This is a genomic window from Limnobacter sp. G6BE5S, from assembly GCF_058448965.1.
On sequence record NZ_JBZFLM010000007.1, the window covers coordinates 143,408 to 159,762 of the forward strand.

The following is a 16,355-nucleotide window of genomic DNA, read 5'->3' on the forward strand; positions in this document are numbered from 1 at the left end:
AGAAGTTCAAAAACTGGCCTTTGCCGGAAATCTGCCGGAAGGTAACCATTGAACGTGAATCGCCCCGAGTTAACTAGACACTCGTTGGCCTCGTTAAAAATTGGTTTTCAAAATCGACAGGCGACATGCCGTTGGTGAACGAGTGCCTGCGCTTTCGATTGTAAAACACCTCGATGTAATCAAAGACTTCTTCTCGGGCCTGATTTCGGTTTTCATAGGTTCGGCGTCGAATTCTTTCCCGCTTGAGCAGTTGAAAGAAGCTTTCAGCCACTGCATTGTCGTGGCAGTTTCCCCGTCGGCTCATGCTGCACACCAGCTTGTTGGTGCTCAGAAAGTCCTGCCATTCTTTGCTGGTGAATTGGCAGCCTTGGTCGGAATGCACAATCACCTGCTGCTTTGGTTTACGTCTCCAAACCGCCATCAGCAAAGCATTGATAACCAGCTCAGTGTCAATTCTTGAACCCATGGACCAGCCCACGACTTGCCTTGAGAACAAATCAATCACCACGGCCAAATACAACCAGCCCTCGTGGGTGCGGATGCAAGTGATGTCAGTGACCCAGGCCTGATTGGGCTGGGGCACTGTGAAGTTCTGCTCAAGACGATTCGGTGCTGCCTGTGCCATGGCACCAGAACGCATATAAGGCCTTCGATTGTAGCCACGCTGTGAAGCAAGCTTGGCTTGCTTCATCAGTCTGTACACGCGGTGTTTGCCGCATTGGGCACCAATGTCTCTAAGGTCATCCGCCACTTTGCGATAGCCATAAATGGAACCGCTTTCCAACCAGCTCTGTTTAATCAGACCAAGAAATTTAGTGTCCTGTTTCTTGCGTTTCGATTTAGGATTGGCCTGCCATGCGTAATAGCCACTGCGGTTCACATTCATTACCTTGCAAAGGGTTCTAACAGCGTGATTGGGTTCTTCCCTGGCAATGAATGCGTACCTCACCTTGACTGACTGGCAAAGTACGCGGCGGCCTTTTTTAAGATGTCGCGCTCCTCGGTGACTTTACGAAGTTCGGCTTGCAGACGTTTGACTTCCTCCTCGGCTGCAGATACTTCGACAGGTTTCTTGAACTCCTTCAGCCAGGCATACAAGCTGTGGGTGGACACACCGAGCGCGGCAGAGACCTCGGCCACGGAGCGGCCTCGGTCAACAATTTGACGGATGGCTTCTTGACGGAATTCTTCAGTGAATTGAATCTTGGGCATTGCACATTTCTCCTTGCACATATTGTGAGGATAAAAAGTGCCTAGGGAAAGCGGGGCGATTCAGTCTCAACTGTTCAGTTTTGCCGGGCCACTTCTTCAGAACGTACTGTAAAAAAATCGAACACTTAAAATCAATAAGTCATTTTTCATTTCTGCCAATTTGGCGAAAAATAACCCCTTTTTGTCTGTTGCAACTCTTTGCAGAAAATGACCCCCTCCGCATAATGACCCCAATTGGCTTGTTAGCATTTTTTTACATTACAACAATTACTTGGAGGCAGACATGTTTGGTTTTCTAAACAAAGGCGCAACTCACCAAGCCCGTATCAACGGCAAATCCATCCAGGTTGAAGCAGACGAAACACTACTTCTAGCCGCTTTGCGTCAAAACGTAGAAATACCTAATATTTGCCGGGTTGGGGGTTGTGGTTCCTGTAAATGCAAGCTGAAGAGCGGGAAAGTTCACGAGTTGACAGAGAGTGCATACCTGCTGTCTGAAGAAGAGATTGCTGAAGGCTACATTCTGGCCTGCCAGAGCCGTTTGAAGTCAGACATTGAGGTGGAGATGGACGAAAGCGCTGCGATTACCTCTGCGCCAATAACTGGAGGGATTGTGGGGCGTGAGTTTTTGACTCACGATATCGTGCGGGTTGACGTGCAACTTGATCAACCCGTCAATTATAAGGCGGGCCAATTCGCTGAGTTGACATTAGATTCTGTCAAAGACGCACCCCGGAGCTATTCATTTTCAAATGCACCGGACAAACAAGGCCGGGTCAGCTTCACCATTCGCCGAGTGCCCGGTGGCCGGTTTTCAACTTATGTGTTCGATAACTATGTCGAAGGCGAAACATTAACCGTCCGAGGCCCGGGGGGAGACTTCTGGCTACGTGAAGGCAAGGAAAAGGTTGTGTTTATTTCCGGTGGCAGTGGCTTGGCTCCAATGCTAGGAATGCTTGAGGAGATGGAGCGCAAAGGCGATCGGCGGCCGGTCACGCTGATGTTCGGTGCACGCACAGAGCAAGATCTATACGAACTAAAACGTCTTGAAGCTTATGCAAACAATTGGCCTGAATTTCGGTTTGTACCCATCCTCAGTGAGGATGATTTCAATCACGACTGGAGTGGTTTGCGTGGTTTGGTGACGGATCATATTCGTAGGGAAGCTGCAGGTGCGACACAAGCCTACCTATGCGGCCCACCTCAAATGATAGATGCTGCGATCAAGGAACTAAAAGAGAACAACATCGCCGCGCAAGGTATTCATGCTGATCGCTTTGTTGTTCGAGAAGTTAAGAATACCGGCTTTTATGGGGCGGTTGGTTTGCCCACGGTTGAGAGAACGCCGGCGACCATCGGTGATTATCTGAAGTTCATGATGTTTCATTTGATGGGGGTAATCGCAGTATTCGCTTATTTGGCAGGCGGCGCGTGGATCTCTGCAGGTTTTGCAAGCTTTTTGGGCTTCTATGTTTTGGGTGACATGTTGACAGGCGACGACAAAGTGACGCCAGAGTACCGAAAGCCTTGGATTCTGACCGTTCAGTTGTGGTTGGCTTTGCCACTCCTCTTGTTCATCGGTTTCTGCTTTATGTGGACGATATCGACCGGAGATCCGCTGGGACTGGGTACCTTTGTCATGAATCTGACCGGTTACGATGTCTTTGCGGCGCGAGACGCGACCTCGTCTGTACACCGCTATTTTTCAGGAATTATTTACTACGGCTATCTGATTGGAATCATGGGCACCGTGGTTGCTCACGAATTGACTCACCGGACCTGGGATCCCATTTCCTTGTGGGTTGGTCGTTGGCTGCTGGCCTTTAGTTATGACGTAGGCTTTGCCATTGAGCATGTGTATGGTCATCACCGTTATGTGTCAACTGAACACGATCCGGCGACAGCACCTCGTGGCCGCAATGTATATCTCCATGTATTGATCTCAACAATCAAGGGAAATATCAGTGCTGCGAAGATTGAAGCAGAGCGCCTGAACAAAAAGGGGCTACCTGTTCTGTCTCATCACAATGCTTACATACGGGGTCTGCTCATGAGTGTGGTGTTGAATGTGGCAGCCTTTTCGGTAGCTGGCTGGACGGGTGCGCTGTGCTTCACCTTGGCGGCTTTGTTCGGTAAATCCTTACTTGAAATAGTAAACTACATGGAACACTACGGCATGGTGCGATTGCCTGAACAGCCAGTGCAGCCACGCCACTCCTGGAACACAAACCGTCGCATGACGTCGTGGGGCATGTTCAACCTGAGTCGTCATTCGCACCACCATGCACAAGGCGAAGTGCCCTATCAGAACTTGATGCCACTGCCTGATGCGCCTGTGATGATCGGTGGATACCTGACCACAATTTTCCTGACGCTTTGCCCACCCCTTTGGCACAAGCTCATGACGCCAAAACTGGTTGAGTGGGACCGTCACTTTGCTTCTCCAGAGGAACGAATCCTGGCTCTTCGTGCCAATCAGCGAAGCGGAATTAAAGAGTTGGTCAGCTATGACCCCCGTCAATGGCCTCTGAGTTCGATCAAGTCTTCGGCTTGAGAGAACGACAGATTTTTAGCTAGGAGATCATTATGGAATTCGATTTTGTGGTCGTGGGTGGCGGATCCTCTGGAGCTACTTTGGCGGCCCGCTTAAGTGAAGACTCTTCAGTAACAGTCTGCTTGCTTGAGGCCGGTGGTCGTGGAGACAGTCCGTTGATTCGAACACCCGCTGCTATGGTTGCGATGGTTCCCGGTCACGGAAAGCTGAACAACTGGGCTTTTAATACGGTGCCTCAGCCAGGTTTAAATGGACGCATTGGTTACCAGCCTCGTGGCAAGGCATTGGGTGGTTCTTCCGCGATTAATGCCATGTTATACGTCCGCGGACAAAGACAAGACTACGATGGTTGGGCAAACCTAGGTTGTGATGGCTGGGACTGGGACAATGTGTTGCCTTATTTTAAGAAGGCAGAAAACAACGAGCGCGGTGCTGATCCGTTTCACGGAGCGGACGGACCACTTCATGTGTCGAATCAGAACAGCCCACGGCCCGTGACTCGGGCATTTATTGAGGCAGCAAAAGCCTGGGGGCTACCCGAGCGGCAAGACTTTAATACAGGTGACAATGCTGGGGCGGGGCTGTATCAAGTGACCCAGTTTCATGACTCAGACAAGCACGGGGAGCGTTGCTCAACTGCAGCCGCTTACTTGCATCCCATCATGGACAAGCGGTTAAACCTGGCTGTGTTTACAAATGTCCGAGCCTCTCGCATTCTTTTTGACAACAAGCGCGCAATGGGTGTGTTCTATCACAATGGTAACAGGCAAGTTCTGGTTAAAGCCCGTCGCGAGGTGATTGTTTCCGCGGGTGCATTTGGTTCACCCCAAATCTTGCAATTGTCGGGAGTGGGCCGGTCACAAGACATCACGCCTTATGGGATTGGAATGGTGCACGAGTTAGCCGGTGTAGGGCAAAACATGCAAGACCACCTGGACTTCACATTGGCGTACAAGTCACTCGACACTGACAACTTTGGATTAGGTTTTGCCGGAGCAGTGAGCTTACTCAAACATCTGGTTCTGTGGCGCCGCAACGGCACGGGTATGTTGTCTTCTCCCTTTGCGGAAGGGGCGGCCTTTCTTAAGTCATCCAGTTCAATTGATCGTGCAGATTTACAATTGCATTTTGTAATTTCTGTGGTTGAAGACCACGCACGCAAACTGCATTCGGGCTATGGCTTTTCTTGCCATGTGTGTACTTTGCGTCCGTATTCTCGTGGGGAGATTTTCTTGCAATCGGCGAATCCTTTGGATGCACCGGGGATCGATCCAAAGTTCTTGTCGGATCCAAGGGATCTGGAAACTTTAATCAAGGGGGCAAAAATCACCCGTGAAATTTTGATGCAAACACCATTAGAGAAGTATCGGTACAAAGAGCTTTTCGGCGTACATGATGGTATGAGTGATGCGCAATGGGAGGCGAATATTCGCGCCAGAGCGGACACCATCTATCACCCCGTAGGGACTTGCAAAATGGGAACCGACCCGATGGCGGTTGTGGATACAGAACTACGCGTGCATGGACTGCAGGGATTGCGGGTAGTAGATGCGAGCATCATGCCAACACTGGTTTCTGGTAATACCAATGCGCCTTCAATCATGATTGCCGAGAAGGCGGCAGACCTGATTCTTGGTAAAAAACGAACCACCAAGACAGGCACGGGCTTGCAGAAAAGTGAGAAAGGAAAGGAGATGAGTCATGTCTGATTCATTGGAAAAATTATCGCCAGAACAGTTAACTGTTCAAAATCTAATACACAGTGGGGAGGAGGCTGTGTCTGAAGAGATCCGACTCTGTGACGAGGCATTGTTGGTTCTTGATGAGGGCAAACACGAGTGGGCTCGTACCAGTTGCGCTGATCGTATCGTCATTCTTCAGCAAATCAAGACTGCACTTCTTCAACAATCTGAGGGTTGGGCTGAAATTGCAGCACGTCGCAAGAGTTTACCTGCACAATCTACGCTGACTGGTGAGGAATGGTTTGCGGGCCCCTTGCCTGTAATGGCCACCTGCAATGGCCTTGTTGAAACACTCTCCAACATGGAGAACAAGGCGTTTCTGGCGCAGCTGCCCCATCGCCGTGTTGCAAAAGGTCAACTTGCGTTGCAAGTGTTTCCGCACACGCTTTGGGACAGGCTGCTTTTGTCCGGTGTTAAGGCAGAAGTCTGGATGCAGCGCGGCGTAAGTGAAATTTCCATCGAAGCCGCTTCTGCCTATGATCCACCTGCCAGTGAAAGATTTGGCAAATTAGCCCTGGTCCTAGGGGCTGGTAATGTGTCAGCGATTAGTCCATTGGATGCATTCCACAAACTCTTCGTTGAAAACGAAGTGGTGTTGCTTAAACTCAACCCGGTCAATGATTATCTTTTTGATTATTTGAAAGCTGCGCTCAAGCCATTGATTGATCGCAACGCACTTCGAATTGTGCGAGGCGGAGGTCGGGTAGGAGCATATTTGGCAGAACATCCCTTGGTGGAGAGCATTCACATTACTGGAGCAGCGGCCACGCATGACCTGATCGTATGGGGTGTTGGGACTGACACAAACGCACACAAAAAAACCGGCAAACCACTCAATACCCGGCGGATTACCTCCGAGCTAGGTGCGGTTTGCCCGACCATTGTCGTTCCTGGTCCATGGACAAAAGCAGACATTCGCTTTCAGGCTGAGCAGATTGCAACTCAAAAAATGCAAAATTCCGGTTACAACTGCGTGGCCATGCAAACGCTCATACTGCCTGAAGCGTGGGAAGGAACGGAAGCGTTACTTAGAGAGCTAAAGGCTGTCATAGCCTCCCATGGTCAACGGGAGCGATATTATCCGGGCAGTCAGCAGCGTGGCGCTGATTTTCGAGCGCATGGCGGCATTGATGCTTTTGATCAATCTGGAAATCTTGCCTGTTTGGTGGCGGACTTTGATCAGGACGATTCTGATTGGCTGGCCAACAATGAAGTTTTTGCCCCTGCCTTTACGATCAAATATTTGCCTGAAGAAAATCCAAGAACCTATTTGACATCAGCCATTGATTTCGCCAATGAAAAGTTACACGGTACTTTGGGGGCAAACATCGTGATTCACCCTGTAACCATTAAAAAAATGGGGCATGACAAGTTCGAATCGCTTCTAGGGCAACTCCGGTACGGCACCATTGCGATTAACACGTGGACCGGATTGGCCTTTCTTCTCAACGCCTGTCCCTGGGGTGGTTTTCCTGGAGCCAGTTTGAGAGAACCCGGATCAGGAATTGGTACGGTTCACAACACCTGGATGCTCGAGCGAACCGAAAAAACGGTGGTGCAAGCACCGTGGCGACCTTTCCCGAGAAATTTGTTGTCTTTGAATTTTAGCTTGTTGCCGCGACCCCCTTGGTTTATCACAAACCGAAAACAACACATCCTGGGACGTTTGCTGACCTATTTTCAGTACTATCCTTCAATCAGGAAGCTACCGGGAGTTTTCATCAATGCGCTCAAAGGTTAAAAAACTGCCTACCTCGAATGACTTGGGAAATACCGTAATTCATTACATGCCACAGATCGCCGAGCAACTGAGCATCAAAGGACTGGATGTGGTTGGTTGGCTTGCAGGTGTAGGGCTTGATGAAACCTGTCTGACCAAACCCGGTTATGAAGTGCCCGTTTCAACCTATGGTGCACTGCTGGAGAGAGCCATTGAGTTGACGGGAGATAGTGGGTTTGGTTTGAAATTGGGGTGTAATCTTGCGCCAAGCGCCCATGGTAACGTGGGTTTGGCCGCATTGGCTGCAAACACGATACAAGACTCGATGCAAATCATTGAAACGTACGTCCCGTTGCGCACGTCATTGCTGTCCATTCGGTCAGAAACAGTCAATGACACATTTCGTGTGGTGTTTGAGCCGATGCCAGGACTCGGAGATGTTGGTAATGTCGTTGCTGAAATTGCATTGGGGACTGTCAAAAATGTGATTGATGCCACAGTGGCGAACGATAGTCCGTGTCAACGTGTTTTATTTTCGATGCCTGAGCCTGCACATGCAGCCCTTGCCCGGGAATTGCTGGGTTGCGAAGTGCTTTACGGGCAATCGTGGACAGGCATGTCCTTCAATTATTCGGAGGTACTAAGCCCTTTGAGTCATCGCGATGCGCTCGTCATGTCCGAAGCGTTGTCAATTTGTCGGCGCGAGTTGGAACGCCTAGAATCGAGCCATTCAATTGTGGCGCGTCTTGAAAGGTTGTTGCTGGAAAGTAAACAAGGAGGGTTTCCAAATCAAAATGATTGTGCCCAGGTGTTGAATTTGACTCCTCGTACATTTCACCGGAGGCTTCAGGAGAACGGAACCTCGTATCGGGATGTACTGAACAATGTGCGCCGTCGCCTTGCCCACGAGTACCTTAAGATGATGCATTTGGGAGTGAAGGAAACCGCCTACCTATTGGGCTATGGAGACATCGCAAATTTTAGGAGGGCATTTACCCGCTGGTATGGCTTTCCACCATCCAAATTGTAAGAATCCGTTACTCCAAGGACTGACAAGCAACTGCAAATGCCTAAGCCCCGAGTTATACCCCCAGCGTTTTGCCGACCTAATGAGTGGCGTCAATGTTTTTGCGAATGGCCAATGGAGAACGCCCGAAATGTCGTTTGCAAAATCGCACCAAGGTAGCCTGTTCAGCGAACCCCAACATTGAGGCAAGGTGTGCCATCGGAATCTCCGTCTCTGTTAGGTACCGAAGAGCCTCCTGAGAAACAATCTGTATTTTTATTTGTTCAAATGAAGTGCCTTCATCAGACAAATGTCGCTGCAGGGTCCGGGGATGGATGGCCAACAAGCTAGCGACTTCTTTTTTATTGCACACCGCTTTTCCGAGTACCTTCTTGATGACTTGGGCCGTTCGGGTTGAATACGTTCCGCGAAGACTGCGGAAATTCATTTGAATGTGAAGATCAACAATATTGCTGAGCTCTTTATTGGGTTTATCCAATCGAGTGTCAAGTGTCGAATGGCTCAACAGCAACGCTGCTTTGTTGCTCTCAAACTCAACTGGAGAGCCGAAAAATCGCGTGTAAAATTCCTGGCATGTTTTCGCGCTGTGAGGCACGGTTGCTTTGATCAACTGGTAATTCTCTCCAGCCAAAATCTTCACAAATCGGTGAAGATTGCCCAAGCATATGTCCAAAGTCTGTGTGCTGACTGTCGGCTTTCCCAAATCAACTGAAATGCTCACCCAAGTGTTGGGCTGAGACCTTTGAACTTTTGCGCGCTCTGGATAAGGTTCGATGACAATCGCTGGGGACATAACATCAATATGCTCGGCAGCATAGACCACAGCCTCATGCACGGTGGGCAAATTGCTGATAACCAGGGAAAGCGGTCCTAGAATACTGATGTCGTGATAGGGGGACATGCTCAAGCCCAGGCTGGGAATATTCTTCGCTCTTGCGGTGAATTCAAGCATTTTGACAAAGTCATTCATCGCAACGAATTCGTTATCCTGATTTGCCAGCCCGAGGTCTATACCAAATTTGGATGCAATCTCGTTCGCATCGCTCCCGTGACAGTTCAATACTTCAGAAAATCCCAATAGGACTGTAGATCTTATTAAATGGTGCATTTGTCTCGATAGGTCAAAAAAAAGTCTCCAATGGTCAAGAGTATATATTTTCACCGATGTGATAATTGTTTCAATTATTAAAACGATAGGGAGACATAAATGAAAAGTACCATCAAAAGCCTTTGTGGGGCGAAGCTTTTGAGCATCGTCTTGGCAAGTGCCTTAAGCACATCAGCCCACGCTCAACAGGGAACCCAGAAGTTGTGTGTGTACGATCTTCTAGGTGCGGCTGGTGATATGTTTGCGATGGCCAAGGATTACGTGGTCGCGTCAAAAGCCTGGGGCGCCAACTTTAATTTACATGCCTACACCGATGAGCGGATTGCTTCGCAAGACTTTATCGCGGGTGAATGTGATGCAGTGTTTGCGACAGGCTTTCGTACCCGCCAATTCAACTCCACTACTGCTGCCATTGACTCTCTAGGCGCGTCCTCCATCGTAAAGAACGGCAAAGTGGACATGGACGCCAGCTACGAAGTGGTGCGTCGAGCAGTCCAGGTTTTTTCTTCTCCAAACTCCACAAAAGTTGCTACCAACGGGAAGTATGAAATCGCCGGCATAATCCCCTTCGGCACCGCCTACCCGGTGTTGAATGATCGAAAGATCCAGACCGTTGAAGATCTTGCAGGCAAGAAAATTGCAGCTTTCGATTATGACAAAGCGCAGGCTGTGATGATCCAGAAAATTGGTGCCCAGCCAGTTTCTGCAGACATCACAAATTTTGCCAGCAAATTCAACAATGGTGTGGTCGACATGATTGCCGCACCCGCAGCTGCATACAAACCCCTAGAACTTTATCGCGGCATTGGAAGCAAGGGAGCCATTAACCGCTTTCCGATTGTAATTTTGAGTTATCAGATGGTGATCAATACAAGCAAGTTCCCAACTGGATTTGGACTTGAATCAAGAAAATACTGGAGTGGTCAATTCGATCGTGCATTGAAATTGATCCTCCGGGCGGAAAAAACAATCCCTGAAACAACGTGGAGCGACCTGACTCCTGAAAACATGATCAAGTACACCATCATGCTAAGAGAAAGCAGAGGTTCAATTGTTGAGCAAGGAATCTACGATAAACAGGGACTGAGCATCATGAAAAAAATTCGATGCAGCGTGAACCGTGCTGATTCCGAATGCACGCCTGACAGCAAGTCATTCTGAAATTCAAAACACACAGCTCAAGTTTTCCGACACATCAAGCCACGTAAGTTTGTCGCTATAAGCAGACAACGTGGCTTGTTGTTTTCGCCGGAATTCGACATCTCACGAGAACAACTCCATTCCTCAGGGGGAGACACCTTGAATCAAAGAACGCGGTATTGCGCGACATTCAAGCCGTTAATTTTTGGCGCGCTAACAGCCATCACAGTTAACACTTTGTTATCAAGCAGGGCCTACGCCGGAGGAACAGCATTTGATGGCACTTCCGTCAGTTCTATGGGAAATGCCAACGCGGGCATGGCTGCGGAAGCGGGTGATGCTTCCATTCTGTTTGCAAACCCCGCGGCACTCACACGACTCAAGCGGGCAGAGGCAACACTCGGTGCCGTATTTGTTGGAATAAACACGTCTTATACCTCGGGGCAAACCCCGGACGGGTCTCCCACCAACAGTGGCAACACAGGTAGCACTGGGCAAGAATTCAATCGAAACAGCGGCTATGATTCAACTGCACTTGCACCAAATCTGTACGTTGCAATCCCGGTCAACAACAAATTGATTGTGGGGTTCGGTGCTGCCGCATCCCATGCACTGATCCTTCGTTACGATGAAAATTTTCCAGGACGCAATCAAGGCCGAGACATCGACTTCAAGGTTAGCCGGGCAAACCTCGGGTTTGGCTACAAACTCACACCGAGCTTGTCAATTGGGGCAAATGGCTCCTATGAAAGGTATTTTCAGTCACTGAAATTGAAGCTGAACTATCGGGATGCCGTTGACGGGCTGCTGAACAACGGCTCAACCCTGCTTGACGGGCTGAACGCCGCGGGACAGGCTCCACCCATTCCTGAAGAAGCTGATTTAAGCCTGCGGATGTTTGGCTGGGCTTTCAACGCACAAGTCGGCGCGCTTTGGGAACCCACTGACAAAACTCGAGTCGGAATTTCTTATCGCCCGAAAACCCGCTTTACTGGCATGCGTGGCAAGCTGAAAATTCAAGAGACCTCGGAAGGCGTTGCCTTCAGGGAGTTCCTGAATGGCGGACTTATAGGATTGGCTGGCCCATTTCTTAATGTAGACGGACCACAAGCTGCCGACGACTTGCTTCCAGAACAAAGAATCAAGCAAGACATCACACTGCCCGACGAGCTTCGCTTGAGTGTCTTTCACCACACCAGCCCCAAGCTCGACCTCATGGCCACTTATACCCGTCAAGACTTTTCAGTGACACAACTGAAATTCTTCCGGGAATCAAACGGGCGTGTTCTGCAAGACATTCAACAAAACTTTGTAGTCGCCAACAGTTACCGCGTGGGCATGAATTACAAAGCATACAAACGCCTCACCTTAAAAGCCGGCTACGCAGTGGAGAACAGCGTAATCGATGACTCAACACGAATTACGGTGCTGCCTGATTCAGACAGACGCTTCTATAGCTTGGGCGCCCAACTGGAACTGCAACGCGACACCACCGTAAACGTCTCCTACATGAAACTCGACTTGGAACCCGGTGCAACCGGCTCCAACGGCCAAGTCAGTCCTGCCGAAGTGGCTGGTGGAAACTTTCAGGGTACAACCAAACTTGACATTGACTATCTGGGTGTAAGTATCACCGAGCGTTTCTAAAAGGTACGAATCCGCATGATCACCACACAAAAACTGTTGAACAAGATCTTGGCTTCTGGAATGGCAGCAATACTGACCGGTTGCGCCAGCGTTCAGGGTGGCATCACAAACTTTGCCATCGGCATCGTCGAGGATCGCATTGTCCCACCGATCCTTGAACTCAACGATGTCGACATGGGGTGCCAATTTGCCACCAGTGGGTTCCCACTAATTTCAAGTGCAACGCGTGCTTTTTATGGTGACCCCGCACTGCTGGAAGCATTGCTGTACACCACATCTGCAGTGTGTTCAGAGAAGCGCTCGGTCGACGAGGAACTTCGGTACCTTAGAGCAACCCGTGCGAGTCAAATCCCGGAAGCACAAGATGCACGAATCGCACAGAAACGTCTTCTAGAGATAACTGCACAAAGGCAATTCTCGGCATTCAAATTGATGCGTAGCCATTTGGAAGCAAAATATGATTTTCAATACGGCGAAACATGCCCAACTTTTGAACGTGATTACGATGAACTCACTTATGTTCTGGGAACAATTGCAGGATTGCAGGCAGTAATTAACGACATTGCATCCCAACAAATGATTGGCGTGCCAACCGACATTGCACCTTTGTCTGAGCGAGCCATGAACTGTGTCTCCAATACGAAGTGGTGGGGGGTACCCTTGGCAGCGAAAGCCGTAGTTTGGAATATCTTGCCCGGTGGGTCTGAAGGCAAAAATGTTTGGGGCAGTTTCAATCGATCGATAATTATTGCTGAGCGCAGTGGCGTACGGTTAGCGCATGTCATGTACGCAATATCAGCACAAGCCGCGGGAAATGAAGAGCGTTTCAGGGACGCGACAAAGCGATGGGCAAAGGCAGAAAGCTTCAAGCCAAGCAAGCAGTATCGTTTGATAGAGGACATTTCCACACTTACTATGACGAATCTTTCTGACCGCTACTGGGCTGAGAACGTCGGCACTCGCACACCGATCGCATCAATCGGAAGTTACTGGGACGAGTCAAACGCCTCAGCACAAGATCTTGATCTGGGCGACTTGCTTGACCAATGAAGCACTGGCGTTGACAACTGGAGTTGGAGTTAACCCTTTTAGATGCAGTAGTTCCGATCCTTCACTATCAGATCAAGTAGAAACTACTGCACCTCAGGTCTCTTTCCGCGTCGATTACATCTCCGAGCCACGGTCTAGACAAAGGAAATGTCGGTGTTGGCCACCAGTTGGGCAAATTTTGGGCACACGCAGTTGGTGGCTCATAAAACAAAAAATCAACCGTCGCCAAGTGATTGGTTTTAAAGGTGACAATTTGGTTGCGGGGCGGGATTTGAACCTATGACCTTGGTTATGAGTATTTCCTTTTATACCGATCACAATCCAGGTGCCATCACGAGTGGCTAAGTCACGACATGTTTCAGATCAAAGACGTCAATTCGATATCTAGATCACTCAACTCTTCAGCGTTAACGTTTTTGCCTTTGTAGACCAGCTGCTTGCCGACCATAAAAGCCATGGGCATGTTGATCGCGTCGACAGCGATAAGACGGCCTTTCCGAATATAAAACACCGAAAATCCCTTGTCTATGGGATTTCCACGAAGAACACGCTGATCATGATTCTGGGACAAGCCTACCATCTGCAAGCGAACGTTATATTGGTTTGACCAGAACCATGGGACACAGTCGTACGGCTTGTCCTCTCCCATTAAGGTTGCCGCGGCGGTACGTGCCTGTTCAACGGCGTTGGCGACCGATTCAACCCGTTGCAGCTGTTCGAAAAAAAGATTCCGGTGACGGGTACAGTCGCCGATTGCCAGGATAGCGGGATCATTGCTGCGAGTATGTTCGTCCACCAAAATTCCTCCATCACAGGCCAGGCCAGCGGCCTCGGCCAGTGCAGTTTCTGGTGTAACGCCAACGGAGACCAGCACAATATCGGCTGGCACGGTGCAGCCGTCTGATATGGTTACGCCAGCGACATGGCCGAAGCCGTCAGTCTTGAAGCTGGATACAGTAGAGCCTAATCGCACGTCCACGCCCGCGTCACGATGCTTGTCGTAAAAGAATGCAGAGATCTCCGGACCTGTGACTCGTTGCAATAGTCGCTCGGAGGCTTCCAACACCGTGACGTCCAGACCTATTTTGACGGCGATGGCCGCTACCTCCAAGCCGATGTAGCCACCACCAACAATTACCAGTCGTTTATCAGGGCTTAACTGTTGTCGTAGGATATCCGTATCGGCTATATCGTGTAGGTAATGAATTCCTTTCAAGTCTGCGCCAGGAACTTCGAGGCGTCGGACTCGTGATCCGGTGGCCAAGACGAGCTGGTCGTATTTTAAAACGCTCTGGTCCGACAGCCGAATGGTCTTGTTGTTCCGATGAACTTGCTCGACACTCACGCCTAGGCGCAGTTGGTAGCCTGCGCTCTCGTACACTGACAACGGCTTGAGGTACAACGATTCCCTGTCAACATTACCCGCCAGATAATTTTTCGACAGTGGTGGACGCTGGTACGGAGGGTAGGGCTCATCCCCTACCAACACCACTTCGTGTGGGTATTGCTTCTGAATCAGAGTGGTAAGTAGTGCGCCTGCTGCATGCCCACCCCCAACGATTACCGTTGTCTTTTTTTCTTTTGTTGTCATCGCCTTTGTCTCCAAAAAGGCTATTGAGATCAGACTGTCCCGTAGTTCAATGGCTTCATAAATGCGACCCCACCTATCGAGTGAGTACCCTTTGCTTGACCGAAAAGGAAATAACTAATCCTCTCTCTGCTCGGGCAACTCTTACGCGGGCGTCAGTTTAACCATCATCTCGGAATAGCCCCGTACGAAGTTCGACTGCACCCGATCAGGCTCGCCAACAACTTCTATATTTTCAAATCGCTTGAGCAATTCCTCCCACAGAATACGTAGTTGTAATTCGGCTAGGCGGTTGCCCATGCAACGGTGGACGCCGTAACCAAATGACAGGTGATTACGCGCGCCTGAGCGGTCAATGATGAATTGATCCGGATTCGCGAACTTGCGTTCGTCCCGATTTCCCGAGGCGTACCACATCACCACTCGATCCCCCTTTTTTATAGTTTTGCCGTTTAGTTCAACGTCCTGCTTGGCGACCCGACGCATATAAGCCAACGGTGTTTGCCAGCGAATGATTTCCGAAACCATGTTCGGAATCAGTTCCGGGTTTGCCTTCAGTTTTACGAACTCCTCTGGAAACTGGTTCATAGCCAGCAAGCCTCCGCTCATGGAGTTACGCGTGGTGTCATTACCGCCGACGATGAGTAGTGCAAGATTGCCAATAAACTCCATCGGACGGTTGATCAGATCACGTGTTTCCTCTCCACTTTGCAACAGACTAATCAAATCAAAGCCTGGCGCTTCACCAGCGGCGCGGCGCGCCTGCTTATCCCGCCAAAGTCTAGAAAAATCACGCGCCATGTCGGCTGCCGCATCGAACATTGCTTCTTCGTCAGTAAATTCACCGCCGGTAGCTGATGCCGCGCCAGCGAGCAGATCCGACCAATAGATTAGTTTTTCACGGTCGTCGTAAGGGAAATCCAGAAGGGTAGCCAGCATGCGCCCGGTCAATTCCTTTGATACCGTCGACACCCAGTCAAAGGGTTGGCCCAAGGGAAGGCTGTCGAGCACATCCCCTGTGCGAGAGCGTATCAAACCCTCCATTTCCTTCAGATTTTGCGGAGCTACCACACCTTGCACAGAGCTTCGCTGTGCATCGTGTTTTGGCGGATCCATGGCTATGAACATTTCCACCGACAGGCCTTCCGGAGGGTCACCCAAAATGATAACCGGTTCGGCGGAGAACAGTTCGTGATGTTTATCCACGAACAGAATGTCTTCGTAGCGTGTCACTGACCAGAACGGGCCGAATTGGCTGTTTTTCTGGTAGTGCACCGGGGCCTCATCACGAAGCCGTTTGAAATAGGCGCGCCACTGCCCCTGCCGATATAAAAACGGATTGCTGACATCAATGTCTTCGAGGTTCAACGTGCCTACATCCGGAAGCGGTGTTTCGACAAAGTTGGGTATCGGCCTACGTGCGCCTATGGTCTTTTTCTTGGCCCTAATTAACAGCTTCAACCCCTGAATTTGCATATGCATTGGCAGTACTTTGGAGGTGGCGTTAATAACCCTCGTTTGAATTTCGTCAAATTTTTTGGATTGCGTTGACATGAAGTTCTCCGAT

Annotated in this window: 11 protein-coding genes; 7 read left to right on the plus strand and 4 right to left on the minus strand. The window is 49.8% G+C overall.

Annotated elements, in window-relative coordinates; genetic code table 11:
• Positions 1-73: 73 nt before the first annotated feature.
• Positions 74-1,212, minus strand: a protein-coding gene (locus ACVL1J_RS13670; protein ID WP_491665393.1) for an IS3 family transposase whose coding sequence is annotated in 2 segments (ribosomal slippage) — positions 74-978 and positions 978-1,212 — 1,140 coding nt in all. Because the reading frame shifts where the segments join, the coding sequence is not laid out codon by codon here.
• A gap of 283 nt (positions 1,213-1,495) precedes the next feature.
• Between ACVL1J_RS13670 and ACVL1J_RS13675 the strand changes: the two genes are divergently transcribed.
• From ACVL1J_RS13675 to ACVL1J_RS13690, 4 genes are read left to right on the plus strand one after another with little or no spacing between them, the layout of a single operon-like run.
• Positions 1,496-3,766 carry a fatty acid desaturase gene (locus ACVL1J_RS13675; protein ID WP_491665394.1) on the plus strand — a complete coding sequence of 757 codons (2,271 nt, stop codon included), beginning with the start codon at positions 1,496-1,498 and terminating at the stop codon, positions 3,764-3,766.
• 32 nt (positions 3,767-3,798) lie between these two features.
• Complete coding sequence (locus ACVL1J_RS13680) at positions 3,799-5,475, plus strand: GMC family oxidoreductase (RefSeq protein WP_491665395.1); 1,677 nt, start codon at positions 3,799-3,801, stop codon at positions 5,473-5,475.
• On the plus strand, positions 5,468-7,249 hold the full coding sequence (locus ACVL1J_RS13685) for an aldehyde dehydrogenase family protein (protein ID WP_491665396.1): 1,782 nt from the start codon (positions 5,468-5,470) through the stop codon (positions 7,247-7,249). The genes ACVL1J_RS13680 and ACVL1J_RS13685 overlap by 8 nt, the downstream gene beginning before the upstream one ends.
• Positions 7,233-8,258 (plus strand): AraC family transcriptional regulator, encoded by a 1,026-nt coding sequence (locus tag ACVL1J_RS13690; protein WP_491665397.1) that lies wholly within the window; start codon positions 7,233-7,235, stop codon positions 8,256-8,258. Before ACVL1J_RS13685 ends, ACVL1J_RS13690 begins: the two co-directional genes overlap by 17 nt.
• Before the next feature lie 76 nt (positions 8,259-8,334).
• Here ACVL1J_RS13690 and ACVL1J_RS13695 read toward each other — a convergent pair whose 3' ends face one another.
• The gene (locus ACVL1J_RS13695; protein WP_491665398.1) at positions 8,335-9,333 is read right to left on the minus strand and encodes an AraC family transcriptional regulator; all 999 of its coding nucleotides are present in this window, start codon (positions 9,331-9,333) and stop codon (positions 8,335-8,337) included.
• Between the two features lie 129 nt (positions 9,334-9,462).
• On the opposite strand from ACVL1J_RS13695, the gene ACVL1J_RS13700 reads away from it, so the two are divergent.
• The 3 genes from ACVL1J_RS13700 (at position 9,463) to ACVL1J_RS13710 (ending at position 13,200) form a co-directional block, all read left to right on the plus strand.
• Positions 9,463-10,524: a putative solute-binding protein gene (locus ACVL1J_RS13700; protein WP_491665399.1), complete on the plus strand. Its 1,062-nt coding sequence runs from the start codon at positions 9,463-9,465 to the stop codon at positions 10,522-10,524.
• Positions 10,525-10,740: 216 nt separating this feature from the next.
• Positions 10,741-12,150 carry an OmpP1/FadL family transporter gene (locus tag ACVL1J_RS13705; RefSeq protein ID WP_491665442.1) on the plus strand — a complete coding sequence of 470 codons (1,410 nt, stop codon included), beginning with the start codon at positions 10,741-10,743 and terminating at the stop codon, positions 12,148-12,150.
• A gap of 15 nt (positions 12,151-12,165) precedes the next feature.
• Positions 12,166-13,200: a hypothetical protein gene (locus tag ACVL1J_RS13710; RefSeq protein WP_491665400.1), complete on the plus strand. Its 1,035-nt coding sequence runs from the start codon at positions 12,166-12,168 to the stop codon at positions 13,198-13,200.
• Positions 13,201-13,558: 358 nt separating this feature from the next.
• On the opposite strand, the gene ACVL1J_RS13715 is transcribed toward ACVL1J_RS13710, so the two are convergent.
• Together ACVL1J_RS13715 and ACVL1J_RS13720 are read right to left on the minus strand one after the other, a co-directional pair.
• Positions 13,559-14,791, minus strand: a complete 1,233-nt coding sequence (locus ACVL1J_RS13715; protein WP_491665401.1) for an NAD(P)/FAD-dependent oxidoreductase — start codon at positions 14,789-14,791, stop codon at positions 13,559-13,561.
• Positions 14,792-14,932: 141 nt separating this feature from the next.
• The gene (locus ACVL1J_RS13720; RefSeq protein ID WP_491665402.1) at positions 14,933-16,342 is read right to left on the minus strand and encodes a cytochrome P450; all 1,410 of its coding nucleotides are present in this window, start codon (positions 16,340-16,342) and stop codon (positions 14,933-14,935) included.
• Positions 16,343-16,355 lie beyond the last annotated feature (13 nt).

Coding starts and splice junctions, on each gene's coding strand:
- ACVL1J_RS13675 (WP_491665394.1), top strand. CDS start 1,496: ATGTTTGGTTTTCTAAACAAAGGCGCAACTCACCAAGCCCGTATCAAC.
- ACVL1J_RS13680 (WP_491665395.1), top strand. CDS start 3,799: ATGGAATTCGATTTTGTGGTCGTGGGTGGCGGATCCTCTGGAGCTACT.
- ACVL1J_RS13685 (WP_491665396.1), top strand. CDS start 5,468: ATGTCTGATTCATTGGAAAAATTATCGCCAGAACAGTTAACTGTTCAA.
- ACVL1J_RS13690 (WP_491665397.1), top strand. CDS start 7,233: ATGCGCTCAAAGGTTAAAAAACTGCCTACCTCGAATGACTTGGGAAAT.
- ACVL1J_RS13700 (WP_491665399.1), top strand. CDS start 9,463: ATGAAAAGTACCATCAAAAGCCTTTGTGGGGCGAAGCTTTTGAGCATC.
- ACVL1J_RS13710 (WP_491665400.1), top strand. CDS start 12,166: ATGATCACCACACAAAAACTGTTGAACAAGATCTTGGCTTCTGGAATG.
- ACVL1J_RS13715 (WP_491665401.1), bottom strand. CDS start 14,791: ATGACAACAAAAGAAAAAAAGACAACGGTAATCGTTGGGGGTGGGCAT.
- ACVL1J_RS13720 (WP_491665402.1), bottom strand. CDS start 16,342: ATGTCAACGCAATCCAAAAAATTTGACGAAATTCAAACGAGGGTTATT.